This is a genomic window from Cedecea neteri, assembly GCF_000758305.1.
GTDB lineage: Bacteria > Pseudomonadota > Gammaproteobacteria > Enterobacterales > Enterobacteriaceae > Cedecea > Cedecea neteri_C.
This window is the reverse complement of record NZ_CP009458.1, coordinates 334,304-352,638: the sequence shown is the minus strand read 5'-3', so window position 1 is coordinate 352,638 and position 18,335 is coordinate 334,304. Positions and strand designations below refer to the sequence as shown.

4 protein-coding genes are annotated in these 18,335 nt (G+C 54.5%); all 4 read left to right on the top strand.

Going from position 1 to position 18,335, the window contains the following annotated elements:
- Positions 1–422 precede the first annotated feature (422 nt).
- On the top strand, positions 423–8,000 hold the full coding sequence (locus LH23_RS01565) for a neuraminidase-like domain-containing protein (RefSeq protein WP_039287478.1): 7,578 nt from the start codon (positions 423–425) through the stop codon (positions 7,998–8,000).
- 48 nt (positions 8,001–8,048) lie between these two features.
- Positions 8,049–12,317 (top strand): SpvB/TcaC N-terminal domain-containing protein, encoded by a 4,269-nt coding sequence (locus LH23_RS23055; protein ID WP_052050108.1) that lies wholly within the window; start codon positions 8,049–8,051, stop codon positions 12,315–12,317.
- A gap of 95 nt (positions 12,318–12,412) precedes the next feature.
- On the top strand, positions 12,413–15,301 hold the full coding sequence (locus tag LH23_RS01560; RefSeq protein WP_081946037.1) for an RHS repeat-associated core domain-containing protein: 2,889 nt from the start codon (positions 12,413–12,415) through the stop codon (positions 15,299–15,301).
- Positions 15,302–15,407: 106 nt separating this feature from the next.
- The gene (locus LH23_RS01555; RefSeq protein ID WP_039287475.1) at positions 15,408–18,305 is read left to right on the top strand and encodes an RHS repeat domain-containing protein; all 2,898 of its coding nucleotides are present in this window, start codon (positions 15,408–15,410) and stop codon (positions 18,303–18,305) included.
- The last annotated feature ends 30 nt before the right edge of the window (positions 18,306–18,335 follow it).

Below are 18,335 nucleotides of genomic sequence, written 5' to 3'. Positions count from 1 at the left end.
TATGCCTACTAAATAAGGTAGGTGTGAGTGGCTGAAACCTGGTCTATTTTTTTTTGTGCTCCAGCTTTATTAACGAGTGATTAATATAATGAATCTGGCTGATTTTATTATATTAACTATTTAATAAACAGTGGGTTAATAGCAGCTGCAATGTGAAAGGTGACTGGATGAATTGTTAGTTAATTAATGGTTTTATTGCGAGAGGAAATAATCACAAAGGCCCATTTATTGTGGTGTGAATTTATGCGTGATAACTAATGGGATTGTTCTGATGTATTTTAAAGGTTTGCGAAATTAATTGATTTACATCATGCCGATTCGCTTTGCTTCATTGATTTCAAAAGAACGCTGCTGCTACGCTAAATTAATCATTTCGGACATTGTGCCCGGAGTGTTAATCCTTAATAAGAGCGGTGAAAAGTATGTTAAATACCGGCGAGCTGTTATCTAAAATAAATGAGGGTAATAATAACGATGAAGAAGTATTATTAGCCTCCTTACAGCATTTATCCTTCGGCGAAATTCAAGATAAATATAGCGATGTAATAACGCATTCCCAGGCAAAGCACATCTTTGATGAAGCCCAGGAAGCAAAAAAAGCGAACACCCTGCTTGAAGCCCGCGTTTTTACCCGGGCGAACCCTCAGCTTCCTGACGCTATTCGCGCCGGTATTGCCAGCAATATAGAATCCCAAAGCTATGACGAGATGTTCGGCTCACGCTCGTCCTCTTTTGTGTTGCCCGGCTCCGTCGCCTCGATGTTTTCTCCGGCAGGCTACCTGACCGAGCTGTATCGGGAGGCGAAGGATCTCTTTGTCGAAAATTCAGCCTTCAACCTTCAGGTCCGCCGCCCGGATCTGGCAGAGCTTGTGCTGAATCAGGCCAATATGGACGACGAGATTTCCACGTTAACGCTGTCGAATGAGATTCTGCTGGCACATGTGGAAAAAGAGACGGGAAAAACCGGCGATGAGTTACTGCAGTATTTCGCCTCGGCACGGCAGGCGGGCTCTTTGCCTTATCACCGCCCTTATGAGTCGTTGCGCCAGTCGATTCTGACCCTCGACCCGCTGCTAAAAGAGCTGTCCGACAGCCCCGCCGTGATAGCGAAAGCCGACCAGAACGCGCTGCTGGCGCTGTTGGCCAATATCTCGCCGGAGCTGTATGCCATCCTGACGGAAGAAATAACCGAGAGCAATTACAAAAGTTTATATGAAAAAAACTTTTCGCAGCCTGTTGAAAACTTCTCCAACGCTGAAAGTATTGCCAATTATTATGATGTCACCGCTGATTACGCTAGCGAGTTTGTCGGGGGATACAGTGTAGTCACTGAACATGCAGGCGAACTTTATACCAACGACAGGCTGACCGTCACGATTCAGGGTGCCAATCAAACCCTCAAGACCTATTCCATCAAGCGTACTAACGATCAAGCCGATCAGTTCTACTATGTTGAACTGATACCTGTGGAAGGGAATCGCTTTGCCGTACGCTTTTGTACAAAACAGACGTACACAAATTTTCCTCTTTTCCAAATCAGGATAGGTAACAAGATATTATTTGAGGATAAGAATTTTATTCCTCAGGCAGGCCAGCATTATTCTCGCGAGATAACGCTGACCGAAGGAGAGCTTATAAAATCTGTCCCTATTCAGATTAGAAGAAATCATCCGTCGGGTTATACTGCAAGAGTATATACCTTCGATATTCAAACACTTGAGCAGCATGCCTTCATGCTGAAGCTTAATAAAGCTATTCGCTTGTGTATTGCCACCGGACTTACTCCTGATGAACTGGAAAGTATTGTCCTGGCGGCTAACGGCTACCAGCTTATTAACGATAAAGTGCTGAATATGGTGTTCTACACTCTGTTCTTCCGCAGGCGCTATGGCACCAGCGCGTCCGATTCGTTGATTTTAAGCGGCGGGACTCTCTCCCAATACAGCCTGGACAACCAGGTCAGCGAGTTTGACCAACTGTTTAACACGCCGCCGCTGGCCGGGGAATGGTTTAAGGTTTCTGACACAACCAGCATTACCGTGGATGATACTTCTCACGCCCACGATGCGCTGCTGAACGGCCTGGGGGTCACTCAGGAAGAGCTTTATCAGCTTGCCCTGATGGCTGGTTTACTGAAAAATTCGACCGATAAGTTTGCCCTCAGCCTGCAAAACATTACCGCGCTATATCGCCTCGCGCTGGTTGCCCGGGTCAGCGCGCTGACGGTGAACGAGCTGTATCTTTTGTTCCTGGCTTCCGGGAGCCTCTCTACCGAAGGCCCGGAGTTTGTCCGCTACATTGACACGCTGGTCACCTGGACAGAGGAGGCCAAACTCACGGCAGAGCAGCTGTGGTACCTGACGACTCCGGACCACCCGATAACCCTGACCCCGGAAATGATCAACCTCCGCGGCAGCCTTCAGGGCCGGGTCACGGAAGCCGACCTCACGGCCGCTACTGATGATCAAGCCCGCTGTCGCCTTGTCGCGCCGTATATTGCCGGTGCCCTGAATCTCTCTTCCCCGGACCTGGCCGTGTCCCTGCTGCTTTGGTGCGATACCGACGCGAATTTCAAGCTCAAACCGTTCCTCACCTTACTGGTTAGTGAAAAGCTGGAGCCTGGCGCCGGGAAAAGCGAAGACATTCTGGCGGGTTACCTGCATGTATTGGGGCAATACGCCCTGACGGTTGATGCGCTGCGCCTGAGTGCCGCAGAGGTGGCCGCGCTGGCGGCAGATACGGGTAAACGGCGGCGGCTGTTTGCCTCCGTGGTTGCTGGCCGCGATGCCGTTAACCGGCTGCTGTCTCTGTACCATTTCCACAGCTGGATAAACGGCCTCGGGCGTGAAAGTAGCAGTATTCTGGCTACGCTGAATACGGGCAGCGTTGACGTTGCGCAGCTGGCTTCTGCAATGGGGCTGGGGGAAGCGATGCTGACCCAGGCTTTGTTCTGCGTGACGGGAAAAAACAGCGCCAAAATTGCCGGGGGCTGGCAGACGATTTACCCGATGCTGCAGTGGGTGAACGTTGCCGGGGCGCTGAACACTATGCCGGTGGTGATTAAAGAACTGACCGATATCCGGCTTTCGGCCAGCGGCGCAAACGCTTCAGACTGGGCGAAGTGGTCATCCCTGGCCCGCAAGCTGGAGGCGGCGTTGACGGCCAGAGAGGCCCAGTTGCTGGCAGGCTACGGCGCCGGGCGGCTGAGTGACATCCTTTCACAATGGTTTATCAGTAACGTTGAAGTTGACGGCGTGGCGGTGCAAAACCGTGAGCAGCTCTACAGCTACTTCCTGATTGATAACCAGGTCTCACCCGAGGTCAAAACCACCCGCATTGCCGAGGCCATCGCCAGCGTGCAGCTGCACATCAACCGGGCGCTGAACCGTATTGAACCTAACATGCGCCCGGACGTCTCTACCCGGCAGTTCTTTACCGACTGGGAGATTAACAGCCGCTACGCCACGTGGGGGGGGATTTCCCGCCTGGTGTACTACCCGGAAAACTACGTTGACCCGCTGATGCGCGTGGGGCAGACGAAGATGATGGATGAGATGCTGCAGTACATCAACCAGAGCCAGCTGAGTGAAGACACCGTAGAGGATGCGTTCAAAACCTACCTTGCGCGGTTTGAAAGCGTGGCGGATTTAAAAGTCATCAGCGCCTATCACGATAACGTCAACAGCGACAGCGGCAAAACCTGGTTTGTCGGCCGCACCAGCGAAGGGATCCCGGAATACTATTTCCGCAGTATGGATATGTCCCGGTTCAGCGAGGGCAAGCTGGCGGCCAACGCCTGGAGCGAATGGGTCAAAATTGATGCACCGATGAACGTCTGGAACGACACCATCCGCCCTGTGGTGTTTCGTGACCGGCTGTATATCACCTGGCTGGAGCGGGATGAGGTTGCAAGCAACGGCAGCTCTACATTCACGGCCTCCTGGCGCTATACGCTGAAGCTGGCATTTTTGCGCCAGGACGGCAACTGGAGTGCGCCGTGGGTTTATGACGTTACCACTCAGGTTAATGACGTGGTTGGAAATGACCTGAAAACAGGGCCACTGGGGCTGTGTGCCTCGGCCTATTATGGCGAAGACACCCTCATGGTGTTTGTCTATAAGATTAAGGCCAATTATAACTTTAGCAGTACGGACTCTATCCGGGGGATGTCGATATATGCTGACGGTACCCTGAACAAAATGGAAGCTACCCAGCTTTCTCGATATTCATTACTGGGCGCCACGCTGGACGCTATCAATACTAATCTGAAGGTTATCCGCAAGGCGAACTATCGCTTTGCCATTGACTACGATATCCCCACCTCGCTGACGCTTTCTTCAGGATCATATGGCGATAATAACGTGGCCTATGTCCCTGATACGAAGATAAACAGGATCGGCTTCAAGTATTCATCTAATATCATAAATATTACGTTATCCGAGCTGAGTTTTGCCGTTCGTTATACCCAGGAGACGGACTTACAGCGTCGGACGATCGATGCGATGAAGCTGCCAGGGCTGGATGGAAAATCCCAATGGGGTAGTGAGTTTATTATTCCCTGCAAAACTCTGGAAATTTGGACGTCTACTTCTCCCAACAAAAATTTAGTTTATACAGCTTACAACAAGAGCAAAGAATATCTGGTGTTCATGTCCACAACAGATAGCTCGTATACTGACCGATACTTTAGTCTGACCAAAACAGACCCCGGAAAGGGATTTTTTATAGCGAATAACGCGGGGAGGAACGCTTTTTTTAATGGCCTAATCATTCCACATGAACTCAACATGATTTATTCAGCAAGGCTTGGGAATGCTCTGAGTGGTGCAGTGTATATAATGAATGCAAACGGTGAGCCGTATCCCAAAGGACAAATATCATATAATAAAGTTACAGACTGGCTCTCCATAGACACCACACTTGACCTGTCCAGGGTCGCTGTTGCGGTCACTGTGGGCGACGTAAAATCAACCTATACCGCCCAGCAGTACGTGAGCAACAAGCCAGCAGGCAACTTCGATGAGATGAGGTACTCGTTCAACGAGCTGTTGGTTGACGGTAGCACGCTTACCTTCAAGGGCAATCAGGCCTCGGTTGATATCACCTGTCAGGCTTATACCCGGAATGGAATTTCCATGGGGAGTGTAAAAGGTAGCCTGAGGGTAACGCGCGTCAACTATAGCCCGAATACCATTCTCCATCTGTATGAAACCGACACTGACGTGCAGTATATGCAGTACGGCGTCTACCGCATTCGCCTTAACACCCTGCTTGCCCCTACGCTGGTCACCCGGGCAAACGTCGGTATCGGCGCCATTCTGTCGATGGCAACCCAGCAGTTGCCGGAGCCTAAGCTCGGTAAGGGGGGGTTTATCACCGTGAATTTCCCTGCCTATAATGCCGCGCTACACGGTTCATCCAGAACGGTCAATCTTTACCTTTGCGAGGCAGGGACCGTCAACCAGGACTCCCTTTTCTGGAGCGGGCAGTTAACCGACGTGTCTCAACAGATCACTCTGTTTGTGCCGACCTCTCAAACGAGTTATGGCGACCCGGTACAGTTCCCTGCTGACCGAAATAAAGGGTTAGACCTTAAGGTGCAGTACAACCACAACCACATATGGCAGAACGTGGGGGCCTTCAAAAATATTTCGGCGGAAGATCTGTCGTTAACCAGCTTCACCCCATCGGCAAACTACAACGCTAACAGAGACCCCGCCATTAGCGTGCTGCAGACGCAAACGACGCCGCTGGACTTTAACAGCGCCTGCGCCCTCTACTACTGGGAACTGTTCTACTACGTGCCGATGATGTGCTTCCAGCGCATGCTGCAGGAAAAGCAGTTTGAGCTGGCGCGGAAGTGGATGAACTACGTCTGGAACCCGCAGGGCTACATCGTCAACGGGATAATCGCGCCGTGGGCGTGGAACTGCCGGCCGCTGGAGGAAACCACCTCCTGGAACGCCAACCCGCTGGACGCCATCGACCCCGATGCCATCGCCCAGAACGACCCGACCCACTATAAAGTCGCCACTTTCATGCGCTTTATCGAGCTGATTATCACCCGCGGGGACATGGCCTACCGGGCGTTAACCCGCGACTCGCTCAATGAAGCCAAAATGTGGTACGTCTTCGCGCTGGAAGTGATGGGCGAGGAGCCGACAGACTTAGGGAAAGAGGAATGGCATAACCCATCGCTCAAAAATGCCGCCAGTGAAACCGGGCGGATAACTCACCAGAGACTCCTCAACCATATTCGCGCTGGCGAGGAGGTGTCACCGAATGAACGTACGGCGAATTCGCTGGCGGGCCTGTTCCTGCCGGAATATAACCCTGCGCTGACGGAATGCTGGGCCACTCTGCGCCTGCGCCTGTATAACCTGCGCCACAACCTCAGTATTGACGGGCAGCCGCTGTCTCTGTCTATTTACGCTGAGCCAACGGACCCTAAAGCCCTGCAGGCAAGCCAGGTCATGGCATCAGAAAACGGTCGAGCCCTGCCAACCGGTACGCTCTCGCTGTATCGCTTCCCGGTGATGTTAGAGCGTGCGCGTAATCTGACCAGCCAGCTGGAGCAGTTTGGCTCGGCGTTGATGAGGCTGGCGGAAAGCAGCGATGCGGATGAGTTTAATACCCTGCTGTTGCAGCAGGGTATGGATCTGATGGCGCAGAGCGTTCATCTCCAGGAGCGCGCGCTAGCAGAAACTGAGGCCGATATTGAGGCGCTGAAGGTTACCCGACAGGGTGCTCAGATGCGGCTGAATAAATACTCGCAGCTCTACGATGCAGACGTCTCTGCTGGTGAACGGCAGGCCATGAACCTGGCTAACACCGCTGGTGGCCTTGCGGTGGCCAGCCAGGCCATGAGCATTGTGGGCGGCGCGGTGGATATGGCACCGAATGTGTTTGGCTTTGCCTGTGGGGGCTCTCGCTGGGGGGCTGTTGCCCATGCGGCGTCTAACGTAATGGCCCTGCAATCCACGGCGATGCAGATTAATGCAGATAAAGTGGGCCGCTCCGAAATGTACCGCCGTCGCCGCGAAGAATGGGGCATTCAGCGCGACAACGAGCAAAACAGCGTTGACCAGATAGACACGCAACTGCTTGCCCTGGATATTCGCCGGGAAGCGGCTTCACTTCAGGTCGAATACCTTGAAACACAGCAGGTGCATACCCAGGCTCAGCTTGAATTTATGCAACGTAAGTTCACCAGCCGGGTGCTGCAGAGCTGGATGCGAGGGAAACTGAGCGCCATCTATTATCAGTTCTTTGATATTACCCAGTCCTTCTGCCTGATGGCGCAGGAAGCTTTGCGCCGTGAGCTGAACGACGAGGGGATAACCTTTATCCGGGGCAGCGCCTGGAACGGTAACTCTGCAGGCCTGATGGCCGGGGAGACGCTGCAGCTTAATCTGGCCGAGATGGAAAAAGCGTGGTTTGAACGCGACGTCCGCGCGCTGGAAGTGACCCGCACTGTTTCACTGGCGCAGGTCTACACTGGCCTGTCTTCGAACAAGTTTGACCTGAAGGCGGCGGTCACCTCGTTGATTGGTACCGGTACGAAGCCGTTCGGCTCGAACGGCAACGAAGTGAAGCTCAATGCTAACGGCGAGCTTGAGGCGTCCATTTCGCTGAAGGGCCTCAATATCACCGGGGATTACAATCAAAGTCTGGGTAAACAGCGGTTGATCAAACAGGTCAGCGTCACGTTGCCTGCGCTGGTGGGGCCTTATGAGGACGTGCGGGCTGTGCTGAACTATGGCGGGAGCGTGGTGATGCCGCGCGGCTGTAGCGCCATTGCTATCTCGCACGGGATGAACGACAGCGGCCAGTTTGTACTGGACTTCAACGACACGCGGTACCTGCCGTTTGAGGGGATTCCAGTGGATGACGCCGGGTCACTGACGCTGAGTTTCCCGGATGCGAAAAAAGGCCAGAAAGACCTGCTCGCAAGCCTGAACGATATCATTCTGCATATTCGTTACACCATTCGCGCTTAATCCATCACCTTAAACCAGGCCTCATCAGAGGCCTGTGAGGTATTTATCATGCAAAACGAAAAAACGTTAACCGTTCTTCCTCCGTCTCTGCCTAAAGGAGGCGGTAGCATGCAGGGGATGGGCGAAACGTTAACCATGGGCGGGCCAATGGGGGCCTCGACGCTGACCATTCCTTTCCCTGTTACCTCAGGCCGAGGATATGCCCCTCAGCTGGCGCTGAGCTATTCGAGCCTCAGCGGCGCGGGCCTGTTTGGCCGTGGCTGGCAGGCACAGATATCGTCTATTCGCCTTCGGACTTCACACGGCGTGCCCCGCTACGCCAAAGAAGACACCTTTTTAAGCCCTGACGGCGAGATATTACGTATCGCCCTTAATGCGCAAGGGAAAGAGGATATCCGCGTCACACGGAGTTTGCAGGGGGTCACGTTGCCGGCAAGCTGGCGCGTCACCCGCTATCAGCCTCGTATCGTGCAGGACTTCAGCCGCTTTGAATACTGGCAGCCCGATACCGGCAATACCGACCTGCCGTTTTGGGTGGTCTTTTCCCCCACCGGTGAGGTTTCCATTTGGGGGAAAACCGACCTTGCACGGATCGCCAACCCGACGGATAAAAGCCAGATAGCAGAGTGGTGCCTGGAGGAGAGCGTTACGCCCACCGGCGAGCACATTGCTTATCAGTACCGGGCAGAAAATGATGCGCAGTGCGATGCGGACGAAAAAACACAGCATCCACTGTCCAGCGCTCAGCGCTATCTGGCCCAGATCAATTACGGCAACATCAAACCACAGGCCAGTTTATTTGCGCTGGATAAAACTCCGCCCGCTGAAAATCAATGGCTGTTCCATCTGGTGCTGGACTACGGTGAGCGCGGCGTGACGCTGAACCAGCCTCCGGCCTACGCGGCGTCGCAGCCCGATGGCTGGTTGCTGCGGTCTGATATCTTCTCCCGGTTTGACTACGGTTTTGAAGTGCGTACCCGGCGTTTATGTCGCCAGGTGCTGATGTTCCATCGCCTTGAGGCGCTGGCGGGGCGCACGGTGGCCAATGAAAAACCGGCATTGATTGCCCGGCAGCTATACACCTATGCGTTGAATGCCGATGCGGCAACCCTGAGTAGCATTCAGGCCGTGGCTTATGACGAGGCGGGGGCAGTGCAGACCATGCCGCCGTTATCGTTCACCTACCAGCCTGCGGAAGAGGGCGGCTGGTCCGGCTGGCAGAAAATGGATGTTCTGCAAAAATACAATTTACTGCAGCCTTATCAATTCGTTGATCTTTATGGCGAAGGCATCCCTGGGATTTTGTACCAGGATGCACCGGGAGCCTGGTGGTATCGCGCGCCACAGCGGGGGCCGGGCGAATCCATTACCTATGACGCCTTGACACCTTTACCGGCAATGCCCTCCCTGCAGGATGCGGGCATGCTTATCGACATCAATGGCGACGGCAAGCTGGACTGGCTGGTCACGTCGGCGGGCGTGAATGGCTTCCATTCCTTGTCGTCAGACGGGCAGTGGTCACCCTTTGTCCCCGTCTCGGCATTGCCTGTCGAGTATTTCCACCCGCAGGCGCAACTGGCGGATCTCTCGGGTGCGGGCTTGCCTGACCTCGCAATGATCGGGCCGAACAGCGTGCGGCTGTATGCCAACCAGCGAACCGGCTGGCAGGCCGCGGAAAATGTTGCTCAAAAGGACGGCATTCGCCTGCCGCTGGCCGGGAACAATGAACGAGCCCTGGTGGCTTTCGCCGATATATTAGGCTCGGGCCAGCAGCATTTGGTCGAAATTACCTCGTCCGGCGTTCGCTGCTGGCCTAATCTGGGGCATGGCAAATTCGGTTCACCGATAACCCTGCCTGGGTTCAGCGTCCCGGATGCCGAATTCAACCCTGAACAAGTGTGGCTGGCGGATACCGACGGTTCCGGTGCGATGGATATTATTTATGCGCACCGGACTTCTCTGTCGCTGTATATCAATGAGTCCGGCAACCGCTTTACTTTCCCTCAAACCGTTTCCTTACCTGATAAGGTCACTTTTGATCGTACTTGCCAGTTACATATTGCTGATACTCAGGGGCTGGGTGCGCCGAGTATTATTCTGACCGTGCCGCATATGTCGCCCGTCCACTGGCATCTGGAGCTGGAGGGCAACACCCCGCTCTTGCTGCAAAGCATCGATAACCACCGGGGAACAAAAACAACGCTCAAATACCGCAGTTCGGCGCAGTTTTGGCTGGATGAAAAACAGCAGGCCAGGGATGTAGGGAAAGAGCTTGCCTGCCACCTGCCTTTTGCAATGCAGCTTGTCAGGCGTCGGGAAGTGCTCGACGAGATAACGGGAAACAAACTCTCTTCCGTTCAGACTTATGCGCGCGGCGTATGGGATGGCAAAGAGCGCGAGTTCAGAGGCTTTGCCCGCGTTTCTGTCAAAGATACCGACACGCTGGCGCAGGCCACGGGCTCAGATAATATTGCCGTTCCTTCCCGGCAGGTGAGCTGGTTCTCCACCGGCGTGCGTGCCGTTGATGAGTCACTGCCCGCTGAATTTTGGTCCGGTGATTCTCAGGCCTGGCCGCATTTTATACCTCGCTTTAGCCAATATGATGCTAAGCAGCTGAAAGATGTGGACGTGGCGCTGACCGATGAAAACCAGGATGAAATGTACCGTGCCATGAAAGGGCATCTGCTGCGAACAGAAGTGTACGGGGAAGATGGTACTGCGGCGGCGGCCGTGCCTTACGCCGTGAGTGAATACCGCGTTCAGGTTCGCCAGTTAAGCAACATGGTCGGAGGGGGGGCCTGGGCCAGCACGCTGGAAAGCCGGGACTACAGCTATGAGCGCGTCGCCAGCGATCCGCAGCGCCACCAGACAATTACCCTGGCGAGCGATGAATGGGGTAACGCCGTTGACAGCGTAAGCGTGGCCTATCCCCGCAGGACCAAACCGGCCACTTCTCCCTATCCGACTACTCTGCCGGACACGCTGTTTGCCAGCAGCTACGACGAGCAACAGCAGGTCCTGCGTTTAACCCGCCAGCGCCAAACCTGGTATAACTGGACGCAGGATGAAGCTCACTTCCTGCCGGGTATCCCGCTGGTTGTGCGTGATGACTCATGGGAACACAGCGCAGAAAAAGTCCCTTCAGGCGGCATCACGCTGGAGTCGCTGATAACAGGGGGATTACTCACAGGCAGCGCTCAGTACCTTGGGCATCAGCAGTTCTACTGGAAAGGTGAGAATACCAAACCGAGCTGGCCCCTGCTGCTTGACCTCACGGAACAGGCCATATTGAGTAACACTGAACTGGCCGTATTCGATGGCATCATGACGAAAACTGAGCTGGCCTTACAGCTGAATCTGGCTGGATATGTTACCGTTGTACCGCCTCTACAGTTAACTTCTGAATCAACGGTGATGTGTGCCCTCAAAGGGTTTACGGATTATGGCTCTGCCAGCCAGTTCTATCGTCCTCTTAAGCAGCGGGACACCAGGCTGACAGGAAAAACCTCCATCACCTGGGATACTCATTACTGTGCGGTGACGGATATCCAGGATGCCGCAGGAGCCAAAACCCATGCGGATTATGACTATCGTTTCCTGACGCCCAATCACCTCACCGATCCTAACGATAACCATCAATTAGTCACCCTGGACGCGTGGGGACGGCTGATTAGCTCGCGTTTCTGGGGAACTGAAAACGGCGTGGCGCGGGGATATACACAGCCTTCTGCAGAAAAGGTGCCTTTCACCATCCCGGCAACGGTAGAAGAGGCGCTGGCTATTACGACGGCAATTCCCGTGGCGCAGTGTCTGGTTTATTGCGACAACAGCTGGATGGAGGGTAAATCCTCAAGGATGCCGCCTCACACGTTGACTATCACCACGGATCGCTACGATACCGATAAGCAGCAACAGCGGCGGCAGACGATCGCGTTCAGCGATGGTTTTGGCCGTGAGCTGCAGACCGCCATTCGATTCGAACCCGGTGAGGCCTGGCAACGCAAGAGCGATGGCAGTCTTGTGACCGGGAGCGATGGAAAACCCGCTGTTGCCAACACAAATACCCGTTGGGCGGTTTCCGGGCGGGGCGAGTACGACGGGAAAGGGCAGTTAATTCGCCGCTACCAGCCATTTTTCTTAAACAGCTGGCTCTATATCAGCGACGACAGTGCCCGACACGATCTGTATGCCGACACTCACTACTTCGATGCAATAGGCCGGGAATATCAGGTTAAAACCGCCAAAGGAGACTTCAGGCGAACTCTGTTTACGCCGTGGTTTACGGTTGCTGAGGACGAGAACGACACCGCCTCGTAGCCACGTTGATAATCCGAGTATTTAGCCATCCTTCCCCCTGGATCTCACTTCTGAGATACAGGGGAAAATAACGATTGATAACAAAGGAGAGCGGAATGGGCTTCACTCTGTTCAGCCACACCCCTTCGGTCACGGTTCTCGACAACCGGGGCCTGAGCATCCGCAATATCGAATATCACCGCCATCCTGACACGCCAGCCACCACCGACGAACGCCTGAGTTGCCAGCGATATAATCACCGGGGATCCCTGACCCGGGCCTCTGACCCACGTTTCCAGGCCGCTAGAATGGCAAACTTCGAGTACCTGAGCGACCTGACCGGAAACGCCCTGCGCGTTTCCAGCCTCGACGCCGGGCTGACCCTTAACCTCAGTGATGCCGCCGGACGTCCTGTTCTGTCCATCACCAATGCCCGGGCCCCGAGTGATATGAGTGAGGCTATCACCCGGCGCTGGGTCTATGAGGCGGCGACGCTGCCCGGCAGACCGCTGAGCGTGACCGACAGTCCCACCGGAGGCGCAGCCCGCGTGACTGAGCGCTTCGTCTATGCGGGCAACAGCGCGGCAGAAAAGGCCCGGAACCTCGCCGGAGCCTGCGTCAGCCACTACGACCCGGCGGGGCTGGAGCAGACTGACGCGATAGCCCTGACCGGCACGCCGCTGTCCGTCACCCGCCGCCTGCTGAAGGACGCTGATAACCCGGCTGTGGTGGCCGACTGGCAGGGCAACGACGCCTCCGCCTGGAACGACCTGCTGGGCGCAGAGACGCTGACCACGCTGAGCATCAGTGATGCCACCGGAACCGTTCTCACCACCACGGATGCCAGAGGTAACGTACAGCGCGTGGCGTATGACGTGGCGGGCCTGCTCTCCGGGAGCTGGCTGACGCTGAAAGGCGGCAAAGAGCAGGCCATCGTGAAAGCCCTGACCTGGTCTGCCGCCGGGCAGAAGCTGCGGGAAGAGCACGGCAACGGCGTGGTGACGACCTACGCCTATGAACCTGAGACACAGCGCCTGGCGGGGATAAAAACCGAACGTCCGGCGGGACACGCCTCGGGCGCGAAAGTCCTGCAGGACCTGCGCTACGAGTACGACCCGGTGGGCAACGTGCTGACAATCCGCAACGACGCGGAAGAGACGCGCTTCTGGCGGAATCAGAAAGTGGTGCCGGAGAATACCTACGTTTACGACAGCCTGTACCAGCTGGTCAGTGCTACCGGGCGTGAAATGGCCGGGGCAGGCCAGCAGACCAGCAGCCTGCCTTCTCCGGCCATTCCGGTGCCCACCGACAACGCCGCAATGACAAATTACACCCGTACCTACACCTATGATCAAAGCGGCAATCTGACCCGAATACGGCATACCCCGGCGACCGGCAGCGGCTACACCACTGATATAACGATAAGCAACAGCAGCAACCGGGGCCTGCTGAGAACGCTGGCAAGTAGTTCGTCGGAGGTGGAAGCGTTGTTCACGGCAGGCGGGCAACAGAAACAGCTACAGCCGGGGCAAAATCTTACCTGGACGCCACGCAACGAACTGCAGCAAGTCAGCCCGGTGCAGCGGGAGGGTAAGGCGAGCGACAGCGAAAGCTACCGCTATGCCAGTGGCAGCCAGCGCGTGCTGAAGGTGAGCACGCAGCAAACGGGGAACAGCACGCAGACGCAGCGGGCGCTCTACCTGCCTGGGCTGGAGCTACGGACCACAAAAACCGGCAGCTCGGAGACGGAAAGCCTGCAGGTGATTACCGTGGGTGACGCAGGCCGGGCGCAGGTGCGCGTGCTGCACTGGGCGGCAGGCAAACCGGCGGACATCGGCAATGACGGACTGCGCTACAGCTACGACAACCTGACCGGCGGCAGCCAGCTGGAGCTGGACGGCAGCGGCAACGTTATCAGCCAGGAAGAGTATTACCCGTACGGCGGCACGGCGGTATGGGCGGCGCGAAGCCAGACGGAAGCAAACTACAAAACGGTGCGCTACTCGGGCAAAGAGCGGGATGCGACGGGGCTGTATTACTACGGCTACCGGTATTACCAGCCATGGGCGGGCCGCTGGCTGAGCGCGGACCCGGCAGGCACGATTGATGGCCTGAATTTGTTCAGAATGTGCAGGAATAGCCCTGTAACCTTCAAAGACAGTGATGGGTGCGCGCCTGCAAGGCCAGTACCTAAAAATATCTGGCATATATGGATTGGGCCTAATGCATTAAAAGATGCAGATATTGAAAGACTAAAAAGAAACGCTAATAAAAACCCTGATTACACGACAACCATATTAACTGATAGTACGTTCTGGGACGGTGAACCTTGGGCAGGAGTATTACAGCAGGGTACATTAGGGAATATTAAGCTACTTGATATCATGGAAACAGAGGAAGGAAAAAGACTCACGGATAGTAAAAATTATAAGCAATACCATGATGCTGTTAGTTCGGGATATGCCGCAGCCGGTGCTGATATTTTAAGATATTATTGGCTCAAAGAGCGCGGCGGTGTTTATCTGGACCATGATGATACGGTAGAGAGTTCCTTTGGGGATATTCACCTTTCCAGTGAAGGCATTGGGTTGAGTGGACTTTACAGAATGCCCACATCAGATGAGAGTCAGCTAAGTTATGGTTACTCATTATCACATTTTGCCGTGCAGCCAGGATCAAAAGTCCTTGCCAAAGTATTAGATACGGCAAGTGCAGGTTATTCAAAGAAACCTGGAGGGTACTATAATCGCCTGGTGAAAGGGGCCGATGTGACAACTAATGAGGTGCTTGAAAGTAGCGGTAATATTTTGTTTACCAAAGTCATCAATGCAAATAAAGGTAAGTTAAAAAGTTATTATAATAACAAATTAAAACTTAATAATGGCGAGATCGATGATTCAAAAATAGATAAGATCGAAAATGAAGTCAGGACCTTTGAAAGAACATCGTTCCCGTTAAGAATGAAAGTTACGGCTGGAAACGCACATACCTGGATGAGTAATTAATAAAATATAGCCTGGAAGAAGCAGGTTCAGTTTTGCTGAAAATGACAGAAAGACTAAAACCTGCATGGTTTAAGGCAATCCAGGACCTGTTTTTTCGGAGAATATAATGAATCAATCACTGTTTAGCAAAACCCCTTCGGTCACGGTTCTCGACAACCGTGGCCTGAGCATCCGCAATATCGAATATCACCGCCATCCTGACACCCCAACCACCACCGACGAACGCATCACCCGGCAGCGGTATAATCCAGGCGGGTTTCTGACCCGCAGCGCCGATCCGCGTCTCGACAAGGCCGGGCTGGCAAACTTCACGTACATCACTGATCTGGCCGGCAACGTGCTGCGCGCCCAGGGCGTGGACAACGGCACCACCGTGACCCTGAACGACGTCGCCGGGCGGCCAGTGGTGGGGGGCGATAATATCGACGCTGCCGGAGACAAAAGTCAGGCTGTGATCCGCCGCTGGCAGTATGAAGCGGCGACGCTCCCCGGCAGACCGCTGAGCGTGACCGAAAGTACCGCCGGAGGCGCAGCCCGCGTGACTGAGCGCTTCGTCTATGCGGGCAACAGCGCGGCAGAAAAGGCCCGGAACCTCGCCGGGGCCTGCATCAGCCACTACGACCCGGCGGGGCTGGAGCAGACTGACGCGATAGCCCTGACCGGCGCGCCGCTGTCCGTCACCCGCCGCCTGCTGAAGGACGCCGACAACCCGGCTGTCGTGGCCGACTGGCAGGGCCAGGATGCCTCCGCCTGGAACGACCTGCTGGCGGCAGAGACGCTGACCACGCAGAATACGGCGGATTCGACGGGAACCCCCCTGACCATCACGGATGCAAAAGGCAACGTACAGCGCGTGACGTATGACGTGGCGGGCCTGCTGTCCGGGAGCTGGCTGACGCTGAAAGGCGGCAAAGAGCAGGCCATCGTGAAAGCCCTGACCTGGTCTGCCGCCGGGCAGAAGCTGCGGGAAGAGCACGGCAACGGCGTGGTGACGACCTACGCGTATGAACCTGAGACACAGCGCCTGACGGGGATAAAAACCGAACGTCCGGCCGGGCATGTGTCTGGTGCGAAGGTCCTGCAGGATATTCGCTACGAGTACGACCCGGTGGGTAACGTGCTGACAATCCGCAACGACGCGGAAGAGACTCGCTTCTGGCGGAATCAGAAAGTGGTGCCGGAGAACACGTACAGCTACGACAGCCTGTACCAGCTGGTCAGCGCCACCGGGCGTGAAATGGCCAGTGCCGGGCAGCAGAGCAGTCAGTTACCTTCCGCCACCGTTCCTCTTCCCACAGACAGTGCAGCCTTCACCAGCTACACCCGCACTTACGCCTACGATAACGGCGGCAACCTGACGCAGATTCGCCACAACGCGGCGGCCACCAACCACCGCTACACCACGGATATCACGATAAGCGACCGCAGCAACCGGGGCGTGCTGAGCACGCTGGCAAAAAATCCGTCGGATGTGGACGGGCTGTTCACGCCGGGCGGGCAGCAAAAGCAGCTACAGCCGGGGCAAAATCTTACCTGGACGCTGCGCAACGAGCTGCTGAAAGTCAGCCCGGTAGCGCGTGACGGTGGCGTGAACGACAGCGAAAGCTACCGCTACGACGGCGGCAGCCAGAGAATCCTGAAGGTGAGCACGCAGCAAACGGGGAACAGCACGCAGACGCAGCGGGCGCTCTACCTGCCTGGGCTGGAGCTACGGACCACAAAAACCGGCAGCTCGGAAACGGAGAGCCTGCAGGTCATCACGGTAGGTGAAGCGGGCCGGGCGCAGGTGCGGGTGCTGCACTGGGCGGCAGGCAAACCGGCGGACATCGGCAATGACGGACTGCGCTACAGTTACGACAACCTGACGGGCGGCAGCCAGCTGGAGCTGGACGGCAGCGGCAACGTTATCAGCCAGGAAGAGTACTACCCGTACGGCGGCACGGCGGTATGGGCGGCGCGAAGCCAGACGGAAGCAAACTACAAAACGGCACGCTACTCGGGCAAAGAGCGGGATGCGACGGGGCTGTATTACTACGGCTACCGGTATTACCAGCCATGGGCGGGCCGCTGGCTGAGTGCAGACCCGGCTGGTACGGTGGACGGGTTGAACCTGTTCCGGATGTGCAGGAATAATCCTGTTAATAGCACTGATGATTCCGGCCTGTTCACGCGCAGGTTTATTCAGTGGTTCAGAGAAAAAAGAACGGAAAGACGAGTGAATAAAAGTTATCAACAAATGAGTAAAGGAACTCATTGGAAAGGTGAAATTACAAGTTTTAAATCAGTTTCAGCACTCAGTGATAGGAATATTGAAAATCTTAGGGGGAAGAATTATCCGTTAACTAAGGAATCATATGACTTTGTTGAGAGCTTTAAAAAATTAAATTTTAATTTGATTCATTACTCAGATGTTGACTTAATTAATGATGGCAAGGCTGTTTTTAGATCCAGACGAAACCTTCTTGACAGAAGAATGATTTTCGAACAGGGGAACACAACTGATACTGATATTAATTTTGTCGGTACAGATGATTTTTCATTCTTTTCACTAAAAGTGGGTAATGCAGAAGGGAAGCAAGTTAGTCGATTTGGGCATCAGCGGTATGACGTAAATGCAGCGAGCGTGGAAAATTATAAATATTTCAAACGCTCGCATGTTGCAATCAATGATACATTGAAATTTGATTTTAGACAGACCAATGAACGCAGGCTTTATCGATACTTTGATTCTAAGGATGTTAATTTTCTTCGTAATGAAAATATGGCCGCTAAGGCTTCTGAAACAATATTTACCAACGCCGATTTCAGGGAGGGGATGGCTTTGAGAATTATTGATTCAGTTAAAAATTTGACGCCAGATGGGCAATCATACGTATTTTCTTCGAATACGGATAACCATATTGATACTGTGCTTTCCTTATTCCTCCGGCCTCAGCTATTGGTACCTAAAAAACTAGAGGCTACAGATGTGAAGAAAAGCTACAGGCATCAGTCTTACTGTTGATCTTTTGTATGCAGGTTAACAGGCTTATCA